This window comes from Nocardia blacklockiae (assembly GCF_015477355.1).
Taxonomy (GTDB): domain Bacteria; phylum Actinomycetota; class Actinomycetes; order Mycobacteriales; family Mycobacteriaceae; genus Nocardia; species Nocardia blacklockiae.
Genome location: NZ_JADLRJ010000002.1, coordinates 365,393 through 390,879, shown reverse-complemented (window position 1 = coordinate 390,879; position 25,487 = coordinate 365,393). Strand labels below are relative to the sequence as shown.

Sequence of the window (25,487 nt, the reverse complement as noted above, 5' to 3'; positions counted from 1 at the left end):
GGGGCCTTCCTAAAGGAGAACAACCAATGCCCAAGCCCAAGAAGGGTGCTCGCTTCGGCGGGTCGGCGTCGCACCAGAAGGCGATCTTCGCCAATCTGGCCACGGCGCTCTTCGAGCACGGTCGGATCACGACCACCGAGGCCAAGGCCAAGGCGCTGCGCCCGTACGCCGAGAAGCTGGTCACCAAGGCGAAGGCCGGCTCGCTGGCCGACCGCCGCGAGGTGCTCAAGGTGATCCGCAACAAGGACGTGGTGCACGAACTCTTCGCGAACATCGGACCGTCGTTCGAGGGTCGCGAGGGTGGCTACACCCGGATCATCAAGACCCTGCCGCGCAAGGGTGACAACGCGCCGATGGCGATCATCGAGCTGGTCCGGGAGAAGACCGTGACCAACGAGGCCGATCGCGCCCGTCGCGTGGCCGCGTCGCAGGCCGCCAAGGCCGAGCCGAAGGCCGAGGAGGCTCCCGCCGCCGAGGTCGAGGCCGACGAGGCCGACGAGGCCGACGAGGCTGCCGAGGCTCCGGCCGAGGACAAGAAGGAAGACTGACTTCCGAGTCTGATTCCATGAGTAAGCCCGCCGTCCCCTCCGGGTCGGCGGGCTTCTCTCGTATGGTAACCAGGAGATGGCTTGACCAGTGCTGATCCGGCCCAGCAAACCGTTGCGATTCGGGCACGAATCGATGTCGCCTACGACGGCACCGATTTCACCGGCTGGGCGCGTCAGCCCGGCCTGCGCACGGTGCAGGGCGTGCTGGAGGAATCACTGAGCAAGGTGCTGCGCGAACCGATTCAGCTCACCGTGGCGGGGCGCACCGACGCCGGCGTGCACGCCGAGGGACAGGTCGCGCACTTCGACACCGCCGCGGAGTTCGACGGCCCCAAGCTGATCCGTCGCCTGGCCCGCTTTCTGCCGAAGGACGTGCGGGTCAAGGAGATTCACACGGTGCCGCCCGAATTCGACGCGCGCTTCTCCGCGATCCGGCGGCACTACGCCTACCGGCTGACCACCGCGCCCTACGGGGCGGATCCGCTACAGGCCCGCAGTGTCGTGCCGTGCCGTCCGGTGGACCTGTCCGCGATGCGTGCGGCGTCGCGAAAGTTGTTGGGGCTGCACGATTTCGCGGCCTTCTGCCGTCGGCGGGAGGGTGCGACGACCGTGCGGGAGTTGCAGCGGTTCGACTGGGTCTCGTCGTCCGACGGCCGACTGCTCACCGCCTACGTCAGCGCCGACGCGTTCTGCTGGTCGATGGTCCGCAGTCTGGTCGGCGCGGTGCTGGCCGTGGGGGAGGGGCGGCGGACGCCCGAGTGGGTCGCGGGTCTGCTGGGCGAGCGGGAGCGTTCCAGCTCCGTCACGGTCGCCCCGGCGCACGGGCTGAGCCTGATCGGCGTCGACTATCCCGCCGAGGCCGACCTGGCCGCCCGCAACGCCCAGACCCGGGAGATGCGCACCGTGCCGCCCGCCGCGGGCTGCTGCGGTTGAATCGGCTCGACCTCGCGCGTCGGAGGCCCCCCGACCTCCCGCTCGGCGAATTCCCGCGAGTTGGTGCGAGCGCGCGGGGCGGCGGATGGCAGACTCGGGCCACATGAGTCCGGTGAGCCGCGGCCGTAAAGGCAAGAAGAGCAATCAGCAGCAGGGGCGTGCGGTCGCGCCGTCGGGCGAACTCGACGATCCGGTCGTCGAGTTCGCGGATCTCGAGGACATGGGACTCGAGCTCGACAGCAGCGGCTTCGAGCAGATGATCGACGACATCGCCGCCACCATCGCGCGCTTCGAGAGCGTCGAGGAACCGGTGGACGGCGAGTACCTGGCCGCGTCGCTGCTCGCCGCCACCTACGGCACGCCCGAGTACGACGAGGCGTTCGCGCAGATGTTCATCGGCGAGGCCGAGAAGCGGTCCGACGCGGCCGCGCTGGCCTTCCTGCGCTGCGTCGTCGCGCTGACCGACGAGCCCGCGCGCACGGCCGCGCGGGAGGCGGCGGACCGGCTCGCCGCGGCCGGGATCGCCGAACCGGCCTGGACGGCCGAACTCGACGAACCCGTCACCGCGGTCGAATACCTCCGCTGGCCCGTGTCGGACGGGCAGGGCTCGGTCCTGTACGGCAGCTTCGAGCGGGCCGGCCGGGTGGACGGAGTGCTGCTGTTCGTCGACGACGAGGACTGCGGCGCCGCCAACGACCTGGCCCCGTTCCTCGGCGAGGGACTGGCCGAGGCCCGCCGGCTCACCGACGAACGCGAGTCCGTCCCCGGCGAGCCGATCCCGGCCGCCGAATTCCGCTGGCAGGTCCAGGCCGCGCTGGACGCCCGGGCGCTGCACGAGCGCGCGGTCCTGGAACTGGGTCTCGACCCCGCGGCGCCCGAGGACGAGGACGACGTGCCGCACGAGGTGACCGACGTCGTCCTGCGCGCTCGACTACGGGTGCTGCCGATGCCGGACAGGCCCCTTCCGGTGCACGCCCATCCGGAACTCGGCTGAGCCGCCGCGATCAGCTCTTGTCGCCCGGACCGGCCTCGATCGTCTTGGGGCCGCTGCCCGTTCCGCCGATCTCGATCCGGCGCGGCTTGGCCCGCTCCGCGATCGGCAGCGTGATCGACAGGACGCCGTCGTTGTAGGTGGCGCTGATGTTGTCGGTGTCGATGCCCTCGCCCAGCGACAGCTGACGCATGTAGGTGCCGGCGAAGCGCTCCGACGCGACCCACTGCACGTTCTCGTCGCTGGGCAGGCTGCGCTGCGCCTTGAGCGTGAGGGTGCCGTTGTCGACGCTGACGTCCACCGAGCCGGGGTCCACGCCCGGCAGATCGGCGTTCAGCACGTAGTGGTCACCGGCCCGGAACAGGTCCATCGGCATGAAACGCGGCGCGCGTGCGGTGCCCCTGGTCTCACCGAGGAGCTGTCGGGCGACGGTGTCGATGTCATGGAACGGATCGAACCTCAGCACAGGAATCACCTCCGGATGCGAATGGCGACACCCACCACGGCGGGTGCGCCGTGAACTGTCCGACGCCCAATTTAGCACTCTCGTGTGGAGAGTGCCAGATCTTGTCGAGGGTGGAATACGCACGGCGACACCGGGGTTCGCAACGACTATGACCATTCAGGGACTGGGACGGTTCGGAGTCTGGCGCTACTACGCGGCGTTCACTCCCGAGCAGGCGCGGGAGTTGGAAGGCCTCGGTTACAGCACGCTGTGGCTGGGCGGTTCGCCGCCGGCGGAGCTGCCGGGGGTGGAGGCGCTGCTGGAGGCGACCGAGACGCAGCTGGTGGGCACCAGCATCGTCAACATCTGGTCGGTGCCCGCCGCGCAGGTGGCCGAGTCGTACCACCGCATCGAGGCGCGGTTCCCGGGCCGGTTCATCCTGGGTGTCGGGGCGGGGCATCCCGAGCACGACACGGTGTACAAGAAGCCCTACGACGCCCTGGTCGAGTATCTGGACGCGCTGGACGAGGCGGGCGTCCCGAAGGAGCGTCGCGCCCTGGCCGCGCTCGGCCCGCGCGTGCTGGAACTGGCGCGCGACCGCACCGCGGGCGCGCTGCCGTACCTCACCACCCCCGAGCACACCCGCCGGGCGCGCGCGACGGTGGGCGCGGACACGCTGCTGGTGGCCGAGAACAAGATCGTGCTGGACACCGAGGCCGACCGCGCGCGCACCACGGGCCGCCGCACCGTCGAGTTCTACCTCGGCCTCACCAACTACGTCTCCAACCTGCGCCGGCTCGGCTACACCGACGAGGACCTCGCCAAGCCCGGCAGCGACCGGCTCATCGACGCCCTCGCCCTGCACGGCAACGCCGAGGAGATCGCCGCCGGGCTGACCGCGCACCTCGAGGCGGGCGCCGACCAGATCGCCGTACAGGTTCTGGACGAGGACTACCTGGCTACCCTGCGCGCCCTCGCCCCCGCGCTGGCCGCGCGGGTCTGATTCGCCGCCGCGCCCGGCCTCCCGTCGGAGGTCGGGCGCGGCATGCTTCGATGCCCTCCGGGAGTTGCGCTACGAGCGAACCAGGCGGGCGATGGCGTCGGTGGCCTCTTTGATCTTGACTTCGGCTTCTGGGCCGCCCGCGACGGCGGCGTCGACCACGCAGTGGCTGATGTGGTCCTCGAGCAGGCCCATCGCCACCGCCTGGAGGGCCTTGGTCATCGCCGACACCTGGGTGAGGATGTCGATGCAGTACTTCTCCTCCTCGACCATGCGCTGCAACCCGCGCGCTTGGCCCTCGATGCGGCGCAGCCGCTTGAGGTAGTCGTCCTTGGCGGTGATGTAACCGTGGGTAGCGTGGTCGTGGCCGGACTCCTCCGTCACCGTGGTCCGGTCCGCCGTCGTGGTCTGGTCGTCCGTCACCGGCTGCATCCTCACTCCCGCCACCTGGTCATTAATACCCCCCTAGGGTACAGGGTGCGGGCCCGGTTGTCAGGTGGGGTGGCGGGGGTGATCCGCCCGGCGGCGCGGGGGCGGCGTGCGCGAGAATCGGGGCCATGAGTTCGGTTCCCCGCCCCGCGCTGGCCATCATCGGCGGCAGCGGCTTCTACGACTTCTTCGGCGACGACGCGACCACCGTGGACATCGACACGCCCTACGGTGCGCCGAGCGCGCCGATCACGGTGGGCGAGGTGGCGGGCCGGCAGGTCGCGTTCCTGCCCCGCCACGGACGCAAGCACGAGTACTCGCCGCACACCGTGCCGTACCAGGCGAACATGTGGGCGCTGCGGTCGATCGGCGTGCGGCGGGTGTTCGCGCCGTGTGCGGTGGGCAGCCTGCGGGCCGACTGGGGGCCGGGCACCGTCGCCGTGCCCGACCAGTTGGTCGACCGCACCTCCGGTCGCGCGCAGACCTATTTCGACAACGGCGGCGTGCACGTCTCCTTCGCCGACCCGTACTGCGCCGAACTGCGCACGGCGGCAATCGATTCCGCCGTCGAGGAGCTGCCGATGCAGCCGGGCGGGACGATGGTCGTGGTGCAGGGCCCGCGTTTCTCCACCCGCGCGGAGAGCCGCTGGTTCGCCGCGCAGGGCTGGGAACTGGTGAACATGACCGGCTACCCGGAGGCCGTACTCGCCCGCGAAATCGAAATGTGTTACGCGGCAATCGCTCTGGTGACCGACCTGGATGCCGGACTGGAAGCAGGCGAGGGCGTCAGCGCGGCGGCGGTCTTCGCGGAATTCGAGCGAAACCTGATGCCGTTCAAGCGGCTCGTCCAGCAGGCGGTCGGCGCGGTCGACGGCGTCGACACCTGCGAGCACTGCCGTGTTCATGCGGGGGTGACGCTCCCGCTCGAACTACCCTGAGTCCGGTGGGCACCCGGGCGGTGCCGGCCACTGGGCGCCGACGTCGGTGCGGACGGGCCGGTCACGAGGAGGCGAGTTCATGCGCGTACTGCTGACCGGGGCCGCGGGTTTCGTCGGCTCCCACGTCCACCGCGCACTGCTCGCCGCCGGCCACGACGTGGTGGCCGTCGACGCCCTCCTCCCGTCCGTCCACGCCACCCACACCCCACCACCGGGCGTCTCCCCGATCGACCTGCGCGACGCCGACGCCCTCGAGCCCCTTCTCCACGGCATCGAGGTCGTCTGCCACCTGGCCGCCGCCGTCCCCACGGATTCGGTGCGCCACGTCGTCGGTGAAGACGGAGCGCGCGTCGACGCGATGGGTAATGGGAATGCCGAACACGAGCGCCCCCTCCGCGTCTCGGGACCGCCGGCCGTTGTCCGCCCAAAGGGCGAGACAGATCCGGGTGTGATGGGTGAGACGAGCGTGCCGGGTGCCGACCGAGCGGGAGACGGCGACGCGAGTGGGTCGGCAGAGCGAGGTGATTCGCCGCGCGCCGCAGAACAGCAGAACGTCGGGAAGCCGATTTCCGACGCGGGTTCTGATGACGGTGTGGCGGGCGGACCGGGTGAGTCCGGTCGTGCTGACGGCGCAGTGGGCGGGCCGAGGGGGCTTGGTCGTGCTGACGGCGCGGCAGGCGAGTCGAGCGGGCTTGGTCGTGCTGACGGCGCGGCAGGCGGGCCGAGCGGGCTTGGTCGTGCTGACGGCGTGGTAGGCGAGTCGAGGGGGCTTGGTCGTGCTGACGGCGCGGTAGGCGGGCCGAGCGGGCCTGGTCGTGTCGATGGCGCGGTGGGCGAGTCGAGTGGGTCTGGTCGTGCGGATCGTGTGGTGCGGTCGGGTGGGCTGGGGGAGAGGAGGCGGCGCGGGCCGGTGGGGTCCGGGGCCGATGGGGCGTCGTCAGGAGATGGGGAGGTCTCCCAGGTGAGTGGGCCCGTGACGCGGCCGGTGGCGGGGCCCCGGGGTGGGGCGGTGCGGCCGGAGGGGCCGAGTATGCGGGAGGCGCCGGTGTTCGCGGCGCACAACGACTTCGGGACGGCGGTGTTGCTGGCGGCCATGGAGCGGGCGGGGGTCGGGCGGCTGGTGCTGGGTTCGTCGGTGTCGGTGTACGGCGAGGGGCGTTATCGCACGTTTCGCGGCGGGCCGTTCTTTCCGGGGTTGCGGCGGCGGGCGGATCTCGATCGGGGCATGTTCGATCACCGGGTGCCGCGCACGGGGGACATCATGACGTGGGAGCCGGTCGGGGAGGATGCCCCGCTGCGGCCGCGCACCGCTTATGCCGCAAGCAAAGTCGCGCAGGAGAATTACGCGCTGGCCTGGGGAGTGACGACCGGCGGCGCGGTCACGGTGCTGCGCTACCACCACGTGTACGGCGATCCGGTCGCCGAGAATGCCGCGCCGGCAGCACATTCGGGGGTGGCGGCCCGGTTCCGCGCCGAATTGGCCGCCGGCCGAGCGCCTTTCGTCTTCGAGGACGGCGGCCAGATGCGCGACTTCGTGCACGTGCGCGATGTCGCGGCCGCCACGGTCGCCGCCGTCGAGCGCCCGCTCCCCGGCTTCGTGCCCCTCAACATCGCCTCCGGCCACCCGATCACCGTATGGGAGGTGGCGTCGATCATGTCCCGCGCCCGCAACGGCCCCGAACCGGTGGTCAGCGGCCAGTACCGCATCACCGACATCCGCCACATCGTCGCCGACCCCGAACGCGCCCGCCGCGCCCTGCGTTTCACCCCCCGTATCCCACCCGATCAAGGCCTGGCCGACTACGCGAAACCGGCCCTGCCCACCCACCCCTGAACGACCTGTCGTGCTCACCGCGGCGACTACCTCGCGCGCACGCCGGGAACCGTCACCCGTCGGATCGCGAGCGGAGGGTGATACGGACCAGGGCGAACTGGGGTGGACCGCCGTGGGCCGGGCCGTAGGGGAGGGGAGACGTTTCGACGTCGACGGTGAGCCAGGTGTCGTCGGTGGCGGCCAGGCGGAGGCCGGAGAGGGCGTGGAACGGTGCGCCGTTGAGGATGTCGTTGCGGGCGGCGAGGATTCGAGCGCGGTCGTCGGGGTGTGGCAGCGTGCGTTCGTCGGTTTCGCCGGTCCAGCGCAGGCCGGGTACCGGCGCGCTGATCCAGCGGATGAGCCGGACCCGCGCCGTGTCGACCACCGCCAGATACAGCCCGGGATCGGAACTCATCAGCGTGTCCACGGTCGCCGCCTCGAACGACTTACCCTGCGCGGGAACGCTTTCGGTGACGTCGGCGAGCAGCCCGTGCCAGCACCACGGGTCGTCGGTGTTGCGGGTCGCGATCAGCAGCGTGCGCAGCCCGCCGGGAGTGCGTACGGTGCAGGTGCCCGACCAGCGCGTGCCGGGTTCGGCGCGCGAGACGGTCGCGACCAGATCCAGCGCGCCGTCGAAACGCTCCATGTACTCGAAGGATTCGGCCCCCACCCATACTGAGCGGCCGCGGGTGAAGTCCGGTCCCAGCCCCGCGGACACCACTTCGGTGCGCCGCGTGCGCGCGTCCATCCGGAACGGCGCGACCGGCGGCACGGGCGCGACGGTCACGTCGCCCACCCGGAACCGCACCGCGTACACCTCGCCGTCCGGACCGAGCACCGGCACGGCCCGGGCCCGCTGCCGCGACCAGGCGTGCCGGGACCGTGGCAGCTCCAGCTCCACGGGCTCGCGTGTCTCGACCGCGGCGGCGAGGACCGGCAGCAACCGGCTGGGAACGGTGCGCGCCAACGACTTCCACTGCCGCGGAGCCGATCCGACCGCCAGCACCGACCAGGTCTCGGGTCCGCCGAGCGTCTCGATCAGCAACCACTCGTCGAGTATCACGTGCGCGCCCCCATCTCCCGAGTCTCGTCAGCCTCCGCCCTGGCCGTCATAGCCAGCGAATATCGTGCCTCATCCGCGTTCGGCGCGACGCCGGGGTGGCGATATCGGCCGCGGCCGCCGTCCGGCTAGGCTCGCGGCCATGGACACCCCGCTGCGACTCGAGGTCATCGTCGCCAGCGTGCGGCCGGAACGCTTCGCGCCGGTCGTCGCCGACTGGTTCCTGCGCGTCGCGCGCGAGCATCCCGAATTCGACACCGGCGTCATCGATCTCCTGCACACCCCGCTGCCCGCCGACCTGTCGGTGACGCCGGAGGTGCGCGCCTACCGCGAGCGACTCGCCGCGGCGGACGCGTTCGTCGCCGTCACCTCGGAGTACAACCACGGCTATCCGGCCTCGCTGAAGACCGCGCTGGACAGCGCCAAACACGAATGGCGCGGCAAGCCTATCGGTTTCGTCGGTTACGGCGGACTGTCCGGCGGCCTGCGCGCGATCGAGCAGCTGCGCCAGGTCGTCGCCGAGATCCACATGGTGTCGATCCGCGAGACCGTCAGCTTCCACGAGGCCAAGCGGAAATTCGACGCCGACGGAGCGACCACGGACGGTGCCGCGATCGACGCCGTCCAGCGGCAATTGCGCCAACTCGCCTGGTGGGCGCGCCATCTCCGCACGGCCCGCCACACCGATCCCTATCCGGGCTGAGCGCCACCGACTCCGGTGACGCGGCGCACGGGACGGGTAGGGAAGTATCGCGCTCCCGGGCTGGTCGGCACGGAACCGGCGGCGGCAGAGCACCGCCGCGAAAGTGTCCGCTGCGGACGAACCGCGCAGCCGAGTCCTACTGGTGCGCCACGGCGCGTCGACCGCGCGGATTGCCGATGTAGGTCGTCTCGCGCGGAATGGAGACCAGCGTCAGATCGACCTGAGCCGTCCCCGTTCGCAGGATGACGTGGTTGCCGATCGCGCCCGGCTGGTGAATGGACAGATCGGGGCGCGTCGCGGGCCAGCCCATCGGATCGCCGGTCACGTAGATCGTGGTGACACCGGCGTGCGGCGCGGGCGCCAGCACGCCGTCGACCACCGCGGCCGTGAAATCGGCGTCGCTCTGGTGTGTTTCGACGGCGATGGTCAGCCGCTCCGGATTGCCGATGGTGGTGACCAGCTGCTCCCACGCCTGCGGGCGATCGGTCCGGATCAGCACCCGCTCGCCGACCGCCAGCGCCCGGAACACCAGCTGCTGTGCGAGATACAGCTCACCGGCTACGTACACGGCCGAAATACCTTGCCCGACAAGACGAATCGCGACACCGTTGCCCTCGTCGTCGGAACCGATCAACTGACCGCAGCCCGAGGACGGCAGGTGCAGCGCGCCGATCACGTCGATCGGGAACTCGCTCACCGGGACCGTGTCGTCGACATCCGGGATGCCGATCGGCAGGTGCGCCAGCAGGCTCTGCCGATGCCGTCCGTTCAGCGAGACCATACCCTTGCGGCGACGCTTCTCCGGCAGCTCGCGAGTGGTGAGACGCCATGCGGCACCGACGTTCACGGTCTCCGCCGAGCTGCCCGGCCGCAACCGCACGGCCACGGTGGTGCCGCGCGAGGGATCGACCCACAACTGCGCCAGCAGATCCGAGCCCAGTTGCTTGGGATCGACTGCGGCGCCGATGTTCACGCCGTTGCCGAGTTCGGCGTAGCGCCACCGGTGGGTCAGCGTGCGCGGGTCGACTCCCGCGGTGACCTGCAGGACGGCCTTCTTGATCTCCGGCGCGGTGAGCACGCGCGAGGCGCAGTCGGCGTCCTCCAGCGCGCGCACGATGCGCTGGGTCGCGATGGTCACCGCACGGCAGGCGCCCTCGGTGCCGCCGCCGCGCCGATCGGCCGCGTCCGGGCAGGCCAGCGTGTCGAAACCGATTGCCAGCCAGACGGTTCGGTGCGCCGTCGCGGGCAGCGGGCCCAGCAGCGACTCGTAGATCGGACCGGCCGGAGTACCCGAGCGGCTGCGGTGCCCGTGGCTGATGATGTCGATGCCGCTGAGCAGAATGTCGTGCTGCGCCAGGCATTCCGCGAGTTCGGGCAGCGGCAGCAGGTGCGAGGCGTGCACCGTGTTGCGGTCGATGCGGGTCAGCCCGCCCTTGGGCGGCAGCACCTCGACGACCGCGACCACCCGGCTGCCCTCCCAGTACAGGCCGAGCGAACGCCCGTCGGGGCCGCGGAAGTCGACCGTGTCGCCGAGCCGGTAGCCGCGCCGCATCCGGTACCGCCAGCTCGTCGCGATCCAGTCCGCCAGGGTGCGCTTGCCGAAGGGGATCAGCAGCAGCAACCCCGCCACCAGCGCGGCGGCCAGCGCGAGCCACCACTGCAGGCCGAGCACCAGCACCACCACCGCGACGACCAGCCCGAGCAACTGCGCCGCGAGCAGGTTCGGCAGCGAGATCCGTCCAAACAACGGGCGGTTGTGCGACCCGCTCGGTTCGGCCATCGTCGTCCCCCAGGTACCCGGTGTCGGCCTTTTCGACGGCCGAGCTGAACTTCAGTCCTGCTGAACTGTACTGTGTGGAGCGAACGTGAGCACTGTTCGGGGGAGCACTTATGCCTTCAAGACCCACCACCCGCTGGCAGGTGAGCGGCTACCGCTTCCTGGTGCGGCGGATGGAGCACGCCCTGGTCCGCCGGGATGTGCGCATGCTGCACGACCCGATGCGCTCGCAGTCGCGGGCCTACGCGGCCGGGGTCATCCTGGGCTGCGTGGCCCTGGCCGGCTGCGGTGTGCTGGCACTGCTGCGCCCGCAGGGCGCGATCGGTGACAACAAGATCCTGATGGGCAAGGACAGCGGCGCGGTCTACGCCGTGATCGACGGCGTCGTGCACCCCGCGCTCAACCTGGCGTCGGCGCGGCTCGCGGTCGGCGACCCCGCGAAACCGGTGTCCATCAAGGAATCCGAGCTCGCGAAGAAGCCGCGCGGCACCCTCATCGGCATCCCGGGCGCCCCCGCCTCCCTGAATTTCGACACCGCGGGCAAGGGCCGCACCTGGACCATCTGCGATCAGCTGAAGAACGACGGCAGCCGCGACCTGAGCACCACGGTGCTGGCCGGCGACCCGGCGCTCGGCGAGAAGGCCGAGACGATGGGGCACGACAAGGCGCTGCTGGTCCGGGGCCGCGAGAGCGACTACCTGATCTACGACAACCGGCGCGCCCGAGTCGACATGACCGACCGCAAGGTCACCGACGCCTTGAAGATTCGCGGCATGACCCCGCGCCCGGTCAGCGAGGGCCTGCTGAACTCGATTCCCGAGGTGCTGCCGATCGTCCCGCCGCGCATCGACGATCCGGGCGGGCTGCCGGTCAGCTCGGTCGGCGATCACCGCATCGGCGACGTGGTGCGGCTCAGCACCGAGAACCAGTACTTCGTGGTGCTGCGCGACGGCCTGCAGCCGGTGTCGTCGCTGACCGCGGAGATCATCCGCAACGCGAATCCGACTGCGGCGTCCCGCAATCCGGAGATCACGCCGTACGAGCGCAGCAACGCGCAGATGGCCAACACGCTGCAGGTGTCGAATTACCCCGACACCGCCCCGGCCATCGTCGACACCAAGGACCAGCCGGTCGGCTGCCTGTCCTGGAAGCCCACCGCCGGCGCCACCGACAAGTCCGACGGCACCAAGCACGCCGAATTGTCGCTGATCACCGGGCACGCGCTGCCGCTGCCGGACAACGCGCAGACCACCCCGCTGGCCCAGGCCGACGCCTCCGGCCCGAACGTCGACGCCTTCTACTCCAAGCCGGGCTCCGGATTCTTCGTGCAGACAACGGGAATCGAGCCGGACAGCCAGCGCCGCGACAGCGAGTTCTTCATCGCCGACACCGGCGTCCGCTACGGCATCAAGGACGCGGAGGCCGCCAAGGCGCTCGGCATGGACGCGGAGAAGGCCAAACCCGAACCGGCCCCGTGGCCGATCGTCGGCCTGCTCGCCAACGGCCCCACCCTCGGCCGCCAGGAGGCCATGGTCGCGCACGACGGTGTGGCCCCGGACCCGAACCCCGCCAAGGAACTGGTGCGGTCCAAGCAGGACCAGTCGTCGGCGACCGGGCAGAACTGACCGGTCACCGCGCGCCGGACGCCTTACTCAACGCGGCGACTTCGGCACGCAGCGAACGGATCTCGTCGACGAGTCGGCCGAGTTCGAGGTCGGTGCGTTCGGCGGTCTCCTCGACCGTCTTCAGCTGGTCGATGACCCAGCTGGTGGTGGTGCCGATCGCGAAGCTGATCAACCCGATGCCGAAGGTCATCAGGATCAGCGCCACCAGGCGGCCTTCGACCGTGACGGGGTAGTAGTCGCCGTACCCGACCGTGGTGACGGAGACGACCGCCCACCACAGCGCGTCACCGAAGTTCTGCACCTTGGCATCGGGAGCGCCGAACTCGGCATCGAACATCGCCAGGCTGCACAGGAACACCACGAGCAGCGAACTCACCCCGACGAACACCGACAGCCGCGCCCGCGTCAGCCTGCTGCGGTTCAGCGTGTCCAGCACCAGCAGCGCCGCCCGCAGCAGCCGCAGCGGACGGACCGGCGGCAGCAGCACGATCAGCAGTTCCAGCGGATGCGACCGCAGGAAACGCCAACGCCGCGTGGACAATCCGAGCCGGATGAGGAAGTCGGCCGCGAAGATCGTCCAGATCGCGATGTCGACGCCGGTGAGCCAGGCGTCGAGCACCGGCGAGGCGCCGGTGTCGAGGACGTGCCAGGCGTAGACGCCGAGGAACACCGCGGCCAGGACCCCCATCGGGATATTTGTGGCGCGCTCCCAAGTCACTCGCCGGCTGACCGGTTCGGCGTTCGGGGGATCGGCCGGAACGGAATCGGTCCGGACATTGGTCTGGGTCATGCGGCACTGCCTAGGTGAATCGCCCGGCGGCCACGGCACGGCCCGGCCGGAGGTGTGTCGACACGTTATCGCCGCTCCCGGCACCGGCGTTGCCGAATACCGAGCCGTGCGACGCGATGGGCTCGTTCAGTCCTCGCGCACGCCGAACCGGCGGCGGATCGGGAACGACGCGAGGTATCCCAGGATCAGGAGCACCGCGATGACGCCGGTGCCGATGAGTGCGACGTTGCGGGCCGTATTGTCCGGTGCGGGCGGTGCTTTCGGCACCGGCAGTTGCAGGCTCTGGGCGGGGGTGGGCCGCTTGGGCGGCAGCTGGTTCGGCACTTCGGCGGTCAGTGCCGCGACCGGGTCGACCGCGCCGTAGCCGAGGTAGGGGTTCCAGCCCTCGGCGGGCGCGTGCGCGGTCGCCTCGATGCGCTTGATCACCTCGAGCGCGCTCAGTTCGGGGAAGCGAGCGCGGACCAGCGCGGCCACACCGGAGACGTAGGGCGCCGCGAAACTGGTGCCCTGCAACGGGGCCTGCTGACCCTGCTGCTGCGGACTCACCGTGCCTTTGATGACGCCCTTGCTGCCCGCCTCCTCGAAATGCACGTCGAGCGAGACGATGTCCTCGCCCGGCGCCGCCACGCCGAGCCACGGACCAGGGACGGTGAACTTCGACGGCTGCCCGTTGGCGTCGACCGAACCCACCGACAGCACGTAGTCGTCGTAGCGCGCGGGCGACACCTGCATGTTCACCTTGTTCCAGGGATCGCCGGCCGGATCGAGCGGATCCAGTACCTGGTTGGTGCCCTTGCACTTGTCGTTGTTGCCCGCCGCGGCCACCACGACCACGTTCTTCTCCAGCGCCGCGTAGCGCACGGCGGCGCCCAGGTCGGTGTCCTCGATATTGGGCAGGCAGGCGACCTCGGAGATGTTGATGACCGTCGCGCCCATGTCGGCCGCCCGGCGCACCGCCGAGGCCAGCGTGCGGGTGGTGCCGTAGCCCTCGGGCATGGCGTCCGGCGCCTGCTCGCGGGACTTGCCCTTCTCCTGATACTGCGCACTGGTCTGGCGGATCGTCAGGATCTGCGCCTCGGGCGCCACGCCCGCGAAGCCCTGCCCGGGTTCCTCACTGGCGCCGATGATTCCGGCCACCACGGTGCCGTGCGAGTCGCAGTCCTCGGTGCCGTCGGTGGTGCTCACGTAGTCACCGCCGGCGATCAGGCCGGGCAGCCGCGGATGCCGGGCGACACCGGTGTCGATGACCGCCACCAGCTGACCCGCGCCTTTGGAGAACTGCCAGGCGTGCGGAAGATTCAGCGCGCGTTGCGGAGTCGGGATGGTCGGCCCGTCGCCGCCCCAGACGGTGCCGATCGGGCACACCGAATTGCCGTTGCGTTCCGTCGGACCCGGCGGCGCGGCGTTGCCCGCGGGCGGCGCCAGACCCGGTGGCACCACGGGCTTCTCGGCGAACGCCGGGCCCGCGCCCACCGAGATGCTCAGTCCCAGTACAGCGGCCGCCGCGACGACCCGAAACGCCTTGCGCCCGAACATCTTCGGTCCCATGGTCTTACAGCGAACGGATCAGTGAGTACAGCTCGGCCACCCAGAACACCAGCGGGACCACGGCGGCCACGAAGGCGTACTCCAGCAGTTCGACCGCGCGGCGCATGGGCGGGGTGGCGGACTGGTTGGGCACGATGAGGCCCAGTACCAGCGCGCCGATCAGCATCACCATCGCCGCGCCGAACACCGCCAGCGGCTGGTCCATCATCAGGGCGGCGGCGATCATCATGGCCAGCAGGATGGCGGCGCCGCCGGCGATCAGCACCACGGCCTGTTCGGCACCGGCGTAGGTGCGGCTGCGGAACATCAGCACCACCGAACTCACCAGCGCCAGTGCCACACCGGGCCAGAACGGATTGTCGGCGGTCGGGTCGGTGGCGGCGAGCGCGCCGACCACCGTCACCAGCGTGGTCGCGGTGACCAGGCCGGCCAGATACATCCGGGCCCGTTCGGATTTCGCGCGCAGCGCCTCCATGGTGGGCAGCGCGCGGTGGTCGTCGGGGTCGTCCTCGGTGGGGTCGATCGGCGTGCCGGGCGACGGCACCGGCGGCAGCGGCAGCTTGGCCAGCAGCATCGACACCCGCGGCGCCATCGACAGCGCGGCCAGCGCGAGCGCGGCGGCGACCGCGCCGATGGCCTTCCCCGGCTGCGAGGTCAGCAGCCCCACCAGCGAGGCCGGGACCGCGAACACCGACAGCGTGGTCGCGCCGATGAACAGCGCCAGCCCGACTCCGCTGACCCGCCAGGCCAGCACCGCGGTGGCGCCGACGAGCACCGACCCCAGCAGCAGGTTCGCCCAGCCGTAATGGTCCGGCACCAGCAGCATTCCGGCCGTGAACGCGGCCGGCAGCGCGCAGCCGCCCACGACCAGGGCCGTGGCGCGGTCGCCGTACATCCGGCTGAGCACGGTCGCCGCGACGACGAGCAGCACCGCGATGAACGCCGCGATCGACCCGGTGATGTAGCCGGACAAGGCATCCGGAGCGGTCAGCAGCCCGGCGCAGCCGACGACCATGGTCAGCACCGCGATGATCGAGCCGGTGATCCGCGCGACCACCGGCGACCAGGCGCGGAAGTGATCGGTATCGGCGATCGCGACGTTGTACATGATGTCGTCGAACAGCGGTGTCGGCGCGACGTGGTCGGCGCTCTCCAGCATCAGCAGTTCGCCGTCACGCACGCCGTGCTCGCCGAGGCTCAAGGAATTGGAGAACGGCGGCTGGCCGACGCGGGCGAGCACCCACTCGGCGGGCTGGAACTGTTCACCGGAATTGTCGAAGTCGTTGTGGCGGCTGTGCTGTGCCACCATGTCGACCACACTGGGAATGACGAGCGCGACCGGCACGTCGACCGGAATGGCCATGTCGACCTGAGTGTGCTTGGCCAGGATGGTCACTCGCGCCAGATCGGGGGCTCGGACGATCCCGCGGCTCGAATCCTCTTCGACATGTTCCAGTCGCGCGTGCGTCACGCTTCCCCCAACCTCGTCTCTACCTCGGTTTTCCGCATCCGCCCCGGTTTGCGGTCGCGCGGCCGGTCCGTGCAGAATGCCCCCGAACTGTACGTCATGTCGGCAGTGCGCTCTACACTGAGGCCGCAGGTACTGCCGCGAAGGGGGATCTTCCGTCGATGAGCACAGTCCGGTTTCAGCGCCGTCAACGTCGGGAGGTGCCGCGGTCCCCCGGCGGCGAGGTGACGCTGCAGCCGCCGCCGGAGATCCCCCGCGCGGTACCGGGCAGCCTGCTGCAGAAGCTCATGCCGGTCGTGATGATCGTCGGCATGGTCGGGATGATGGCCCTGCTGTTCACGCAGGGCGGAGGTATCGCCTCCAACCCGATGGGCATGATGTTCCCGATGATGATGGTCTTCTCGATGGTCGGCATGTTCGCCGGTCAGGGCGGGAAGGGCCAGAAGGCCGCCGAGGCCAACGAGGACCGCAAGGACTATCTGCGCTACCTCGACCAGGTCCGCAAGGATGTCGACGAGACGGCCACCCAGCAGCGCGAGGCCGTGGAGTGGAGCCATCCCGAGCCCGGCCTGATCTGGATGCTGGCGGGCACCAGCCGCATGTGGGAGCGCCGCCCGGGGGACAAGGACTTCTGCCACGCCCGCATCGGCCTGGGCGGTCAGCGCCTGGCCACTCGGCTGGTGTCACCCGAGACCGGCCCGGTGGAGGAGTTGGAGCCGATCGCCGCGGTCTCGCTGCGCCGCTTCGTGCGCACCCACTCCACGGTGCCGGACCTGCCGACCGCGATCGCGGTGAAGGGTTTCGCCACCATCCAGCTGAACGGCGACCGCGGCCAGGCCCGTGACATGACGCGCGCGATGTTGTTGCAGCTGTGCATGTTCCAGGCGCCGGACCAGGTGCTGCTCGCGGTGGTGTGCGGCGCCGACACGGTCGCGGAGTGGGAGTGGACCAAGTGGCTCCCGCACACCCAGCACCCGGAGTCGCAGGACGGCGTCGGCACCGAGCGCATGGTCTACGGCTCCATCCGGGAGATGGCCGAGGGCCTGAACCCGTTGCTGCACAACCGCGTCCGCTATTCGCGCAACCAGCCGGCCAACCAGAACCTGGTGCACGTGGTGATCGTGGTGGACGGCGGCCTGCTCGAGGCCGAGGAGGACCATCTGCGGGAGTCCGGCTACGAGGGCGTCACCATCGTCGATCTGTGCAATTACGCTCCGCGCCTGGCGGTTTCGCGCGGCATCCAGATGGTGGTGGAGAACGGCGAATGCGTCGGCCGCGGCGCCACCGGCAATATGGAGCGCTTCGCGCTGATCGACCGCATCAGCGCCCGCCAGGCCGAACAGGTGGCCCGCCGCCTGGCGCCGTTCCGGGTGGCCGTACAGCGCGGCGCCGACTCGGTCGCCGAGGAGAACGCCGAGGTCATCTCCTCCTGGTCGCAGCTGATGAACCTGGGCGACATCGGCGCGTTCAATCCGGAGAACAGCTGGAAGCCCCGCTACGACCGGGACCGCCTGCGGGTCCCGTTCGGGGTGGGCGCCGACGGCCTGCCGGTGTACCTGGACATCAAGGAGGCCGCCGAGAACGGCATGGGCCCGCACGGCCTGTGCATCGGCGCGACCGGTTCGGGTAAGTCGGAATTCCTTCGCACCCTGGTGCTTTCGCTGCTGGCCACGCACTCGCCGGATCAGCTGAACCTGGTCCTGGTCGACTTCAAGGGTGGCGCGACCTTCCTCGGGCTGGAGGGTGTCCCGCACGTCGCGGCGGTCATCACCAACCTGGAGGAGGAGGCCGACCTCGTCGACCGCATGAAGGACGCGCTGGCCGGTGAGATGAACCGCCGCCAGGAGGTGCTGCGCTCGGCCGGCAACTTCGCCAACGTCGGCGAGTACGAGAAGGCCCGCGCCGCCGGCGCCGACCTGGACCCGCTGCCCGCGCTGTTCGTGGTCCTCGACGAGTTCTCCGAATTGCTCACCCAGCACCCGGATTTCGCGGAGCTGTTCGTGATGATCGGCCGCCTGGGCCGGTCGCTGCACGTGCACCTGCTGCTGGCCTCGCAGCGCCTGGAAGAGGGCAAGCTGAAGGGCCTGGAGAGCCACCTGTCCTACCGCATCGGCCTGAAGACGTTCTCCGCCAACGAATCTCGCCAGGTGCTGGGCGTGCCCGACGCCTACAACCTGCCCAACAGCCCCGGCGGCGGCTACCTGAAGTCCGGCGACGGCGAGATCCGGCGCTTCCAGGCGTCGTATGTGTCCGGTCCGTACGTCGGCGGCGGCGCGCAGCGCGAGGTCACCCAGGCGGGCATCGCCGGCGGGGAGATCGATATCAACGCGCGGCCGTTCGTCGCCGGTCACGTCGCCTTCCGCGCCAGCGACCGGCTGCCGCTGCCCCAGGTCGCCACGGTGGTGGAGGAGGCCAGGGACGAGGGCGGCGAGAAGATGTCCAACCTGGACATGCTGGTCTCCCGCATCCGCGGCCACGGCCGCCAGGCGCACGAGATCTGGCTGCCCCCTTTGGATCAGGCCCCGACCCTGGATCAGCTGGTGCCGCGCTCGATCCTCACCGGCGAGTACTCCCCGGTGGCGACGCTGCGCGCGCCGATCGGCATCGTCGACCGCCCGTACGACCAGCGCCGCGACCCGATGGTCATCGATCTGTCCGGCGCCCGCGGCAATGTCGCGGTCGTCGGCGGCCCGCAGTCCGGTAAGTCTACGGCGCTGCGTTCGCTGGTCATGGCGATGGCGCTGACCCACACCGCCGAGCAGGTGCAGTTCTACTGCCTCGACTTCGGCGGCGGCACCTTGGCCAGCCTCGAGGGCCTGCCGCACGTGGGTTCGGTCGCGGGCCGGTTGGACGTGGACAAGGTGCGCCGCACCATCTCCGAGGTCACCACGATCGTCCGCCAGCGCGAGCTGCGGTTCCGTCAGCTGGGTGTCGAGTCGATGTCGGAGTTCCGGCGGCTGCGCGGCACCGACCCGTCGAGCAGCCCCGCGGCCGCGGGCGTGCACGAGGACCCGTTCGGCGACGTCTTTCTGGTGATCGACGGCTACATGTCGATCCGCCAGGACTTCGACGTGCTCGAACAGCAGATCATGAACCTTGCCGCGCAAGGCCTTTCCTACGGCGTGCACGTCGTCATCGCGCTGAACGCCTGGCGCGAGGCCCGCCCCGCCATGAAGGACCAGATCGGCACCCGCATCGAACTGCGCCTCGGCGACCCGATGGACTCCGACCTCGGCCGCCGCGTCGCCGCCCTGGTCCCCCAGGGCCGCCCCGGCCGCGGCATGACCCCCGACGCCCTGCACATGCTCACCGCCCTCCCACGCGTCGACGGCGACCCCAACCCCGAGTCCCTGAGCACGGGCGTCGCCGACGCCGTCCAGCGCCTGGCCCAGCAGACCCCGGGCCGCCCGGCCCCGGCCGTCCGCATGCTGCCGGACCAGTTGACGCGCGACCACCTGCTGCACCTGCTCGGCGGTTGGCCGAACGGGCTGGACCCGCAGGCGCCGAACCTGCAGATCCCGATCGCGCTCAACGAATCCGAACTCGCGCCGATCTTCCTGAATATGGCCGAGCAGCCGCATTTCCTCGTCTTCGGCGACACCGAATGCGGCAAGACCAACCTGTTGCGGACGCTGATCCGAGGGATCGTCGACTCCAATACGCCCTCGCAGGCCAAGCTGATCATCGGTGACTACCGTCGGACACTGCTCGGTGTGGTGGAAACACTGCACCTGGCCGGATACGCCCCATCGTCCCAGCAGCTCGAGGTCATGGTGCGGGAGCTGGTCAACATCCTGAATTCCAGGATGCCGGGCCCGGACGTCACGCAGCAGCAGCTCCGTGACAGGTCGTGGTGGAGCGGCCCGGAGATCTACGTCGTCGTCGACGACTACGACCTGGTCGTCACGTCTAGTGGCAACCCGCTCGCCGCACTTGTCGAATATCTCGCGCACGCCAAGGACATCGGCTTCCACCTGATCATCGCCCGACGGTCCGGCGGTGCGTCCCGCGCGCTGTACGAGCCGCTGATCTCGCGGATGAAGGATGTCGGAACGACCGGTCTCATCATGAGCGGCAACCGGGACGAAGGACCGTTGCTGGCCAACATTCGGCCCAGCGAGATGCCGCCCGGACGCGGAACGATGATCAACCGCGCGGGCGCCACTCTGATCCAAACCGCGTGGAGCCCCGGGCCATGAGTGTCCGGCGCGATCGGATGCCTCGGTGTGCAGCAGCAACGACGCTGCGGCACAACTCGAAACGGGTTCTTGTTCGAGGTGAAATCCGGTGCGCCCGGTCGTTCGCGGACCACTGGGCAGCCATGGGGCTGCGTGGTACGTTGTCGACGATCGCGTCTGCGGATCGTCGTGGATGTAAGGAAGAAGGGGGAGGTGGGATACCAGCGAATCCGCATGTGACCAGGTCGCGCGGTCGATCGCCGGCTCGAACATCGCATGTCGAGCGAGTGGGGGAGCGATCGGGAACCGGCTGCGCCGCTTGTGCGTCCAATGTAATGAATGACCCACCATCGTCACTGCGATGCGCGGTGACCGACTGAAGGAGCTACCGAGATGGGTTTGGCAGCAGACCATGCAGCTTTCGTAAGTTTCACGAACACGATGAAGCAGAAGTTCGATGACATCAACGGCCGGGTGAACGTCGCGCGCGGCCACGCTTCCACCCTGGACGGCCCGGCCTTCCAGGGCGGCGCCGGCTCGGCGTTCAAGGTCGCGTTCGAGAACTTCCTGACGAAGGCGCAGAGTCTGAACAACGCGCTCATGCAGAACGCCGAGAACCTGGAGCAGGTCACCCGGCAGTTCGGCAACACCGAGGAAGAGCAGCTGGCTTCGCTGCGGAGCGCCGGCGACGCCATCACGGGTGGCGGCAGCCCGGCTCCGGCTCCCGTCGCCCTGAACATGAACACCTAAATCTGCGTCGTGCGGCTGCACTAGTGGGTTTCTAGGGTCTGCTGAAACTTTGGAGGAATGTAATGAGTGACTTCGGTGAAATTTCCTACGACTTCGGTGCGATCAACGATGCGGGCAGTGGTCTGCACACCGAGGCAATGAACATCACGTCCGCCTTGGAGGACATGGAGAAGGAGTTCCAGACCTTCATCACCTCGCATTGGCAGGGCGGTCAGGGTAACGAGGCCTTCAACGCCGTCCAGTCGCGGTGGGGTGCGCAGTCCAACGACCTCATGGCGGCGCTGACGCAGCTCGGCACCAAGACCATCAGTGCCGGCGAGGCCATGCAGGGCGCCGACGTGCTGGCTGCCAAGATCATCGGCGGCTGAGAGCTATCGCCGAATACGGCCGCACCTCCCGTTCGGGAGGTGCGGCCGTATTCTTTCACCAACTGCTGTTCGCGAACAAAGCGAACTGCGCCGCGGCGCGTTGCTGTGTATCCAGCAATTGGGAGCTGGATACCTCGCCGACGTAGCGGTCGTAGCGGACCAGGCAGGTGAAGTTACGAGCTGCGAACATCGACGGTGCTCCGCTCGATGCTTCCCAGCACGAGCTGTCGGGTACGCCGCGCGGCGATTCGAGCAGTTTGTGGTTGCTTCCCCGCAGCTGCTCCGCAAGTTTTTCCGCAGACTTCCGATCGGGCGTCCGCCACGTGAGAATATCTTTTCCGACTATGCCGATCGCATCGACGCCGGCGTCGTCCACCATGGTTTTCGCTTTGTTTTTTCCGACACCGAGAAAGTGTATGAATCCGCGCCGCGACACCGACATCTCCGAGGGTACGACGGGCCCGAACGTGACGTCCGGATGAAAGGTTCGGCGGAGTATACCGGCAGCGTCGTAGGGAAGATGAAGGATTTCCCGCTTGGTGAGGGGCGGCAAGGCATCCAACAGCGGAAGTTGCATATCGTAGACTCGTTCGGCCAAGGCGGTCAGCGCTGAAATATCGTTTTGCGGTGTGCGAACGGTGATGTTCAGAACGTACGAGCCACGCGCCATGCGCGTTCCCAGGGTGCGAACGCCTGGACGCCAATGGGAGAGCGCCTGTGAATACTTCGGCAAAGCGACGGATTGATTCTGGTCCCTGGCGATATCGAAGTCGACCGCTTCGAATTCCTTGGCCGCAGCGGCTGCCGCGTTCTCGTCCGGGAACTGAAAGACCGTCATAGCGACTCCGGTGTCGCCGTCCATCGCGCCCGGATTATCCATCTTGTCGCTGCTCGCGGAGGAGAAGCCGTACAGCATGCCGTACTTTCCGAGTACCGGCGCGAGACTGCTCGCGAACTTGGCGTTCACCGCGTCTTCCGGACGGGTGATCGCTCCGGCCCCGATGCCATAGTCCAGTTTCGCATCTATCTCGGGGCCGGTGGCAACGGCGTCGGCCAGCCGCATAACAGCGAGATATTGCGCCGAATTGAACGTGGGCGCGTAGTCGAACCTGAGGTCGTTGGGTTCGGTGTGGTAGCTTCCTATGTCCAGCTTGCGGACGTCGACTTCGGCGGGACCGTAATTCGCGGTGACCGTGCTGCCGCACCCGGCGACCACGGCAGCCGCGGTCAAACCGGCGGCCGAGCAGGCAATACGTCGAAATATATTCATCACGTCACTACGCCTATTTGCTGTCGGCGAGAATGGAATATTGCGCCGAGATTCTCTGCTGGGTGTCTTGGAGTTGGTTCGACGCAACCTTCGCTACGAAACGGTCGTAGCGCACCTGGCAGTAGAACCGCAGATAGCCCCAGCTGGGCCCTTTGTATTCGCGACACCGTGCGTTCGGCAGACCCTTGGGCGCGGCCGCCGGTCGCGAGAATCTGTCCGGCTCGGACGTTTTCTCGAACAATTTCTGGGCGGCGGCAGGATCTTTCGTGCGAACGAGTTCACCGCCGTCGAAGGCCACGCGATCGACCCCGGCTTCGTCGTACAGGCGTCGAGTTTCGTCGATGTCGTCGGCGAACTGCAGTGCCCCGTGTCGATCGTAGGTGCCGGGTATGTTCTCGAAGGAGTCGCCCTCGGGACGACGCAACGAGCGGCCGCGCATGTTGTCCGGGTCGATGGGCACGCTCATCAGCTTGTCCGGCGGCGTCGGTACGAACTTTTCCAGGGTAGGAAGTGTCGCCGCGATCGATTTCTCCGCGAGCGCGGAGAGGAATTCGGGTTCGGAGATGTCGAGCACCTTGTTCTCGTGGTGCTGCGTGATCGTGACGACCACGAACTTTCCGCGGGCCAGCCAAGCGAACAGTGCCTTGTTCTTCGGCTGGCGACGGGCGAAGGCATCGGGATACTTCGCCAGGCTCGCGGGCTCCGCCTCCTCGTCGTAGTACCCGGTGCGCGAGAGTGCCTCCGCGGCTGCCTTGGCCGAGTCGTCGTCGGTGAAGATCAGTACCGAGCTGACCAACTCGTACGAGAGCGACTGCTTTTCGTTCGAGTTGCCCGTGGTCGAGAATCCGGCGACGAAGTTCTTCGCCGCGTTACCGAAGTCTTCTTCACGCAGCCATCGAAACATCGGGCTCAGATGATAATCGGGGGTCGCGTCGAGAAAGGCATGAGTCTGTCCGGAGTCGCCGTACTTCAAGGCGGGGTCGATTTCGGTCGGGAGCGGCAGGATATTGCCCAAGCGTTCCGCTTCCATGTACCGGGCGACCGGCATGTTCGTAGCGGTGTCGATCTTGCGTGGTGTCACCGCATAGGGGCCGACCTCGAGTTGACGAAGATCGACAGGTGGTGGTTCCGCGTCCGACGTGTTCGACGAGTCCGATCCGCATGCCGCGGTGGCGCAAAGGAGGCTGATCAAGCAGATGGCAGCCAGACTCCTGGTTCGCCGGTGTACCGGCGATCTTCCCCGAAACAGCAATGCGTCCCCCTCATATGTAGTGCTCGCTACTTGATCCGGTTCTGCAACACCGGGATCAGTTTGTCCAACAAGGTCTTCTCGGAGTTCGGCGTCCAATTGCGGATAGCGGAGACCACTGCCGGTTCATCTATCGGAACCACGGTCGCCTTCGACCCCGAGATCTCGTACGGCAGACCCACGAGCCCCCCGCCGCCGGCCTTCTCATCACTGCGCACCGCGAGGATGTAGCTGTCGGCAGGCGCGTTCAACCGCGGGTAGTTCTCCGGCGCCGGCCGGGGTGAAGCTTCCTCACCGTTGCCGATGTAGTTCAGGTTGTAGACGAAGCCGAGGCCTTCCAGAAACTTGGTCTGCTGGGACCCGCCGAGGTAGATGCCGAAGTCCTTGTACCCCGTCACATCCAGCATGGTGACGGTCTTGCCCTCGAACGCCGGGTTTGCCGCGCGGGCCTGCTCGACCGAGGTGATCGGGGCGGCGGCGGTGGCGGAAGTTGTTGTCGTGGTGGTGGTTCCGCCTCCACTCTGGCTTGCCCAGATGCCGATTCCGGCGGCCAGGGCGAGGGCTATGGCGGCTCCGCCGGCGCCTAGTAGCCACTTCTTGCGGGGGTTGGGCCGGTCTCGGGTGAGGGTGGAGAAGTCGGGTGGGGGTGGGGCGGAGGTGGTGAGGCGGGGGTCGGTGCGGGGGGCCCGGGGGTCTACCTGGATGGGGTAGGTGGGGGAGGTGTTGGTGGGGATCGGGTTGTGGCCGGGCTTCAGGGAATTGGCGGCGGCGTCGGTGAATTCGCGGCAGCTGTTGAATCTTTCGGCCGGGTTCTTGGCCATGGCGCGCGCGAAGACGTGGTCGACGGCGGGCGGCAGGTGCGGGTTGACGGCGGTCGCGCGCGGCGGCGGGTCGTAGAGGTGGCCCATCATGACCATCGCCGGTTGCGTTGCGGGGTAAGGGTTCTGGCCGGTCAGCAGCTTGTAGAAGGCGCACGCCAGGCTGTAGATGTCGCCGCGGTGGTCGACCTGCATGCCCTGGAGTTGTTCGGGCGGTGCGTAGGCAATGGTGGCGACGAAGCTGCCGGTCTGGGTGAGCTCGGTGGCGTCGTCGGTGGACTTGGCGACACCGAAGTCGGTGAGCAGCACCCGCTCTTCCTCGTCGCCTCGGGACAGGAGGAAGTTGGCGGGCTTGACATCTCGGTGCAGCAGTCCGCGCCGGTGCGCGTAGTCCAGGCCCTTGCCGACCTCGGTGACGATGCGCAGGGCGCGCAGCGGCGTCATGGAATGCGGGTCGCGGGCGAGTTCTGCCGAGGCGTCGGTGCCTTCGACGTACTGCATGGCGATCCACAGCTGACCGTGCTCCTCGCCGCGGTTGTACACCGAGACGATGTTCGGATGATCAAGCCCGGCAGCGAGATTGGCCTCGCGCACGAAACGCCCGCGGAATTCGTCGTTGCTCGACAGCTCGCCGCCGAGCACCTTGATGGCGTCCATCCGCGGCAGGCTCGGGTGTTTGGCCAGATAGACGGTCCCCATGCCGCCCGCGCCCAGGACGCGCTCGATCCGATACCCACCGACGATAGTGCCGGGACTCATCGCCATCTGAAATAAACTCCTGGTCGC

General features: G+C 68.8%; 22 protein-coding genes and 1 pseudogene. 13 read left to right on the top strand and 10 right to left on the bottom strand.

Annotated elements, in window-relative coordinates:
- Positions 1-26 precede the first annotated feature (26 nt).
- From rplQ to IU476_RS07810, 3 genes are all read left to right on the top strand, one after another.
- Positions 27-548: a 50S ribosomal protein L17 gene (rplQ, locus tag IU476_RS07820; protein ID WP_195098215.1), complete on the top strand. Its 522-nt coding sequence runs from the start codon at positions 27-29 to the stop codon at positions 546-548.
- 81 nt (positions 549-629) lie between these two features.
- Positions 630-1,481 carry a tRNA pseudouridine(38-40) synthase TruA gene (truA, locus tag IU476_RS07815; RefSeq protein WP_195098213.1) on the top strand — a complete coding sequence of 284 codons (852 nt, stop codon included), beginning with the start codon at positions 630-632 and terminating at the stop codon, positions 1,479-1,481.
- 103 nt (positions 1,482-1,584) lie between these two features.
- On the top strand, positions 1,585-2,475 hold the full coding sequence (locus IU476_RS07810; protein WP_195098211.1) for a hypothetical protein: 891 nt from the start codon (positions 1,585-1,587) through the stop codon (positions 2,473-2,475).
- A gap of 10 nt (positions 2,476-2,485) precedes the next feature.
- On the opposite strand, the gene IU476_RS07805 is transcribed toward IU476_RS07810, so the two are convergent.
- A complete protein-coding gene (locus IU476_RS07805; protein WP_195098208.1) occupies positions 2,486-2,938 on the bottom strand; it encodes an Hsp20/alpha crystallin family protein in 453 nt (150 codons plus the stop codon).
- 148 nt (positions 2,939-3,086) lie between these two features.
- On the opposite strand from IU476_RS07805, the gene IU476_RS07800 reads away from it, so the two are divergent.
- Positions 3,087-3,920, top strand: coding sequence for an LLM class F420-dependent oxidoreductase (locus tag IU476_RS07800; protein WP_195098206.1), 834 nt, complete (start codon positions 3,087-3,089; stop codon positions 3,918-3,920).
- A gap of 69 nt (positions 3,921-3,989) precedes the next feature.
- Here IU476_RS07800 and IU476_RS07795 read toward each other — a convergent pair whose 3' ends face one another.
- Positions 3,990-4,349 (bottom strand): metal-sensitive transcriptional regulator, encoded by a 360-nt coding sequence (locus IU476_RS07795; protein ID WP_438943980.1) that lies wholly within the window; start codon positions 4,347-4,349, stop codon positions 3,990-3,992.
- 125 nt (positions 4,350-4,474) lie between these two features.
- Between IU476_RS07795 and IU476_RS07790 the strand changes: the two genes are divergently transcribed.
- From IU476_RS07790 to IU476_RS07775, 4 genes and pseudogenes are all read left to right on the top strand, one after another.
- Complete coding sequence (locus tag IU476_RS07790) at positions 4,475-5,284, top strand: S-methyl-5'-thioadenosine phosphorylase (RefSeq protein ID WP_195098205.1); 810 nt, start codon at positions 4,475-4,477, stop codon at positions 5,282-5,284.
- 79 nt (positions 5,285-5,363) lie between these two features.
- Positions 5,364-5,588, top strand: a pseudogene (locus IU476_RS07785) (NAD-dependent epimerase/dehydratase family protein); the annotation flags it as partial.
- Positions 5,589-5,868: 280 nt separating this feature from the next.
- Entirely contained in the window at positions 5,869-6,039 is a 171-nt protein-coding gene (locus IU476_RS07780; RefSeq protein ID WP_195098756.1) for a hypothetical protein, read from the top strand.
- A gap of 275 nt (positions 6,040-6,314) precedes the next feature.
- A complete protein-coding gene (locus tag IU476_RS07775) occupies positions 6,315-7,118 on the top strand; it encodes an NAD-dependent epimerase/dehydratase family protein (RefSeq protein WP_195098703.1) in 804 nt (267 codons plus the stop codon).
- A 52-nt stretch (positions 7,119-7,170) separates the two neighbouring features.
- Here the strand turns inward: IU476_RS07775 and IU476_RS07770 are convergent, their stop codons facing one another.
- Positions 7,171-8,160 (bottom strand): GAF domain-containing protein, encoded by a 990-nt coding sequence (locus IU476_RS07770; protein ID WP_195098204.1) that lies wholly within the window; start codon positions 8,158-8,160, stop codon positions 7,171-7,173.
- 139 nt (positions 8,161-8,299) lie between these two features.
- On the opposite strand from IU476_RS07770, the gene IU476_RS07765 reads away from it, so the two are divergent.
- Positions 8,300-8,860, top strand: coding sequence for an NADPH-dependent FMN reductase (locus tag IU476_RS07765; RefSeq protein ID WP_195098203.1), 561 nt, complete (start codon positions 8,300-8,302; stop codon positions 8,858-8,860).
- Positions 8,861-8,996: 136 nt separating this feature from the next.
- Here the strand turns inward: IU476_RS07765 and eccE are convergent, their stop codons facing one another.
- On the bottom strand, positions 8,997-10,640 hold the full coding sequence (gene eccE, locus IU476_RS07760; RefSeq protein ID WP_195098202.1) for a type VII secretion protein EccE: 1,644 nt from the start codon (positions 10,638-10,640) through the stop codon (positions 8,997-8,999).
- A 110-nt stretch (positions 10,641-10,750) separates the two neighbouring features.
- On the opposite strand from eccE, the gene eccB reads away from it, so the two are divergent.
- Complete coding sequence (eccB, locus tag IU476_RS07755; protein ID WP_195098201.1) at positions 10,751-12,262, top strand: type VII secretion protein EccB; 1,512 nt, start codon at positions 10,751-10,753, stop codon at positions 12,260-12,262.
- A gap of 4 nt (positions 12,263-12,266) precedes the next feature.
- On the opposite strand, the gene IU476_RS07750 is transcribed toward eccB, so the two are convergent.
- The 3 genes from IU476_RS07750 to eccD all read right to left on the bottom strand — a co-directional run bounded on the left by IU476_RS07750 (position 12,267) and on the right by eccD (position 16,071).
- Complete coding sequence (locus IU476_RS07750; RefSeq protein WP_195098200.1) at positions 12,267-13,052, bottom strand: potassium channel family protein; 786 nt, start codon at positions 13,050-13,052, stop codon at positions 12,267-12,269.
- Positions 13,053-13,178: 126 nt separating this feature from the next.
- Positions 13,179-14,600, bottom strand: coding sequence for a type VII secretion-associated serine protease mycosin (gene mycP / locus IU476_RS07745; protein WP_228823323.1), 1,422 nt, complete (start codon positions 14,598-14,600; stop codon positions 13,179-13,181).
- A 4-nt stretch (positions 14,601-14,604) separates the two neighbouring features.
- The gene (gene eccD, locus IU476_RS07740) at positions 14,605-16,071 is read right to left on the bottom strand and encodes a type VII secretion integral membrane protein EccD (RefSeq protein WP_195098198.1); all 1,467 of its coding nucleotides are present in this window, start codon (positions 16,069-16,071) and stop codon (positions 14,605-14,607) included.
- A 158-nt stretch (positions 16,072-16,229) separates the two neighbouring features.
- On the opposite strand from eccD, the gene eccCa reads away from it, so the two are divergent.
- The 3 genes from eccCa to IU476_RS07725 all read left to right on the top strand — a co-directional run bounded on the left by eccCa (position 16,230) and on the right by IU476_RS07725 (position 21,364).
- Positions 16,230-20,267 carry a type VII secretion protein EccCa gene (gene eccCa / locus IU476_RS07735; protein WP_195098194.1) on the top strand — a complete coding sequence of 1,346 codons (4,038 nt, stop codon included), beginning with the start codon at positions 16,230-16,232 and terminating at the stop codon, positions 20,265-20,267.
- 372 nt (positions 20,268-20,639) lie between these two features.
- Complete coding sequence (locus tag IU476_RS07730; protein WP_195098186.1) at positions 20,640-20,996, top strand: WXG100 family type VII secretion target; 357 nt, start codon at positions 20,640-20,642, stop codon at positions 20,994-20,996.
- 62 nt (positions 20,997-21,058) lie between these two features.
- Positions 21,059-21,364: a WXG100 family type VII secretion target gene (locus IU476_RS07725; RefSeq protein ID WP_195098182.1), complete on the top strand. Its 306-nt coding sequence runs from the start codon at positions 21,059-21,061 to the stop codon at positions 21,362-21,364.
- 55 nt (positions 21,365-21,419) lie between these two features.
- Here IU476_RS07725 and IU476_RS07720 read toward each other — a convergent pair whose 3' ends face one another.
- The 3 genes from IU476_RS07720 to IU476_RS07710 form a co-directional block, all read right to left on the bottom strand.
- Entirely contained in the window at positions 21,420-22,634 is a 1,215-nt protein-coding gene (locus IU476_RS07720) for a DUF7373 family lipoprotein (RefSeq protein ID WP_438943988.1), read from the bottom strand.
- Between the two features lie 13 nt (positions 22,635-22,647).
- Complete coding sequence (locus tag IU476_RS07715; RefSeq protein ID WP_195098170.1) at positions 22,648-23,826, bottom strand: DUF7373 family lipoprotein; 1,179 nt, start codon at positions 23,824-23,826, stop codon at positions 22,648-22,650.
- An 86-nt stretch (positions 23,827-23,912) separates the two neighbouring features.
- Entirely contained in the window at positions 23,913-25,466 is a 1,554-nt protein-coding gene (locus IU476_RS07710) for a serine/threonine-protein kinase (protein ID WP_195098168.1), read from the bottom strand.
- Positions 25,467-25,487 lie beyond the last annotated feature (21 nt).

Coding starts and splice junctions, on each gene's coding strand:
- IU476_RS07750 (WP_195098200.1), bottom strand. CDS start 13,052: ATGACCCAGACCAATGTCCGGACCGATTCCGTTCCGGCCGATCCCCCG.
- IU476_RS07795 (WP_438943980.1), bottom strand. CDS start 4,349: ATGCAGCCGGTGACGGACGACCAGACCACGACGGCGGACCGGACCACG.
- eccCa (WP_195098194.1), top strand. CDS start 16,230: ATGAGCACAGTCCGGTTTCAGCGCCGTCAACGTCGGGAGGTGCCGCGG.
- IU476_RS07790 (WP_195098205.1), top strand. CDS start 4,475: ATGAGTTCGGTTCCCCGCCCCGCGCTGGCCATCATCGGCGGCAGCGGC.
- IU476_RS07710 (WP_195098168.1), bottom strand. CDS start 25,466: ATGGCGATGAGTCCCGGCACTATCGTCGGTGGGTATCGGATCGAGCGC.
- IU476_RS07765 (WP_195098203.1), top strand. CDS start 8,300: ATGGACACCCCGCTGCGACTCGAGGTCATCGTCGCCAGCGTGCGGCCG.
- IU476_RS07725 (WP_195098182.1), top strand. CDS start 21,059: ATGAGTGACTTCGGTGAAATTTCCTACGACTTCGGTGCGATCAACGAT.
- IU476_RS07730 (WP_195098186.1), top strand. CDS start 20,640: ATGGGTTTGGCAGCAGACCATGCAGCTTTCGTAAGTTTCACGAACACG.
- IU476_RS07780 (WP_195098756.1), top strand. CDS start 5,869: ATGACGGTGTGGCGGGCGGACCGGGTGAGTCCGGTCGTGCTGACGGCG.
- eccB (WP_195098201.1), top strand. CDS start 10,751: ATGCCTTCAAGACCCACCACCCGCTGGCAGGTGAGCGGCTACCGCTTC.
- eccE (WP_195098202.1), bottom strand. CDS start 10,640: ATGGCCGAACCGAGCGGGTCGCACAACCGCCCGTTGTTTGGACGGATC.
- IU476_RS07810 (WP_195098211.1), top strand. CDS start 1,585: ATGAGTCCGGTGAGCCGCGGCCGTAAAGGCAAGAAGAGCAATCAGCAG.
- IU476_RS07775 (WP_195098703.1), top strand. CDS start 6,315: ATGCGGGAGGCGCCGGTGTTCGCGGCGCACAACGACTTCGGGACGGCG.
- IU476_RS07800 (WP_195098206.1), top strand. CDS start 3,087: ATGACCATTCAGGGACTGGGACGGTTCGGAGTCTGGCGCTACTACGCG.
- IU476_RS07720 (WP_438943988.1), bottom strand. CDS start 22,634: ATGAATATATTTCGACGTATTGCCTGCTCGGCCGCCGGTTTGACCGCG.
- rplQ (WP_195098215.1), top strand. CDS start 27: ATGCCCAAGCCCAAGAAGGGTGCTCGCTTCGGCGGGTCGGCGTCGCAC.
- mycP (WP_228823323.1), bottom strand. CDS start 14,600: ATGGGACCGAAGATGTTCGGGCGCAAGGCGTTTCGGGTCGTCGCGGCG.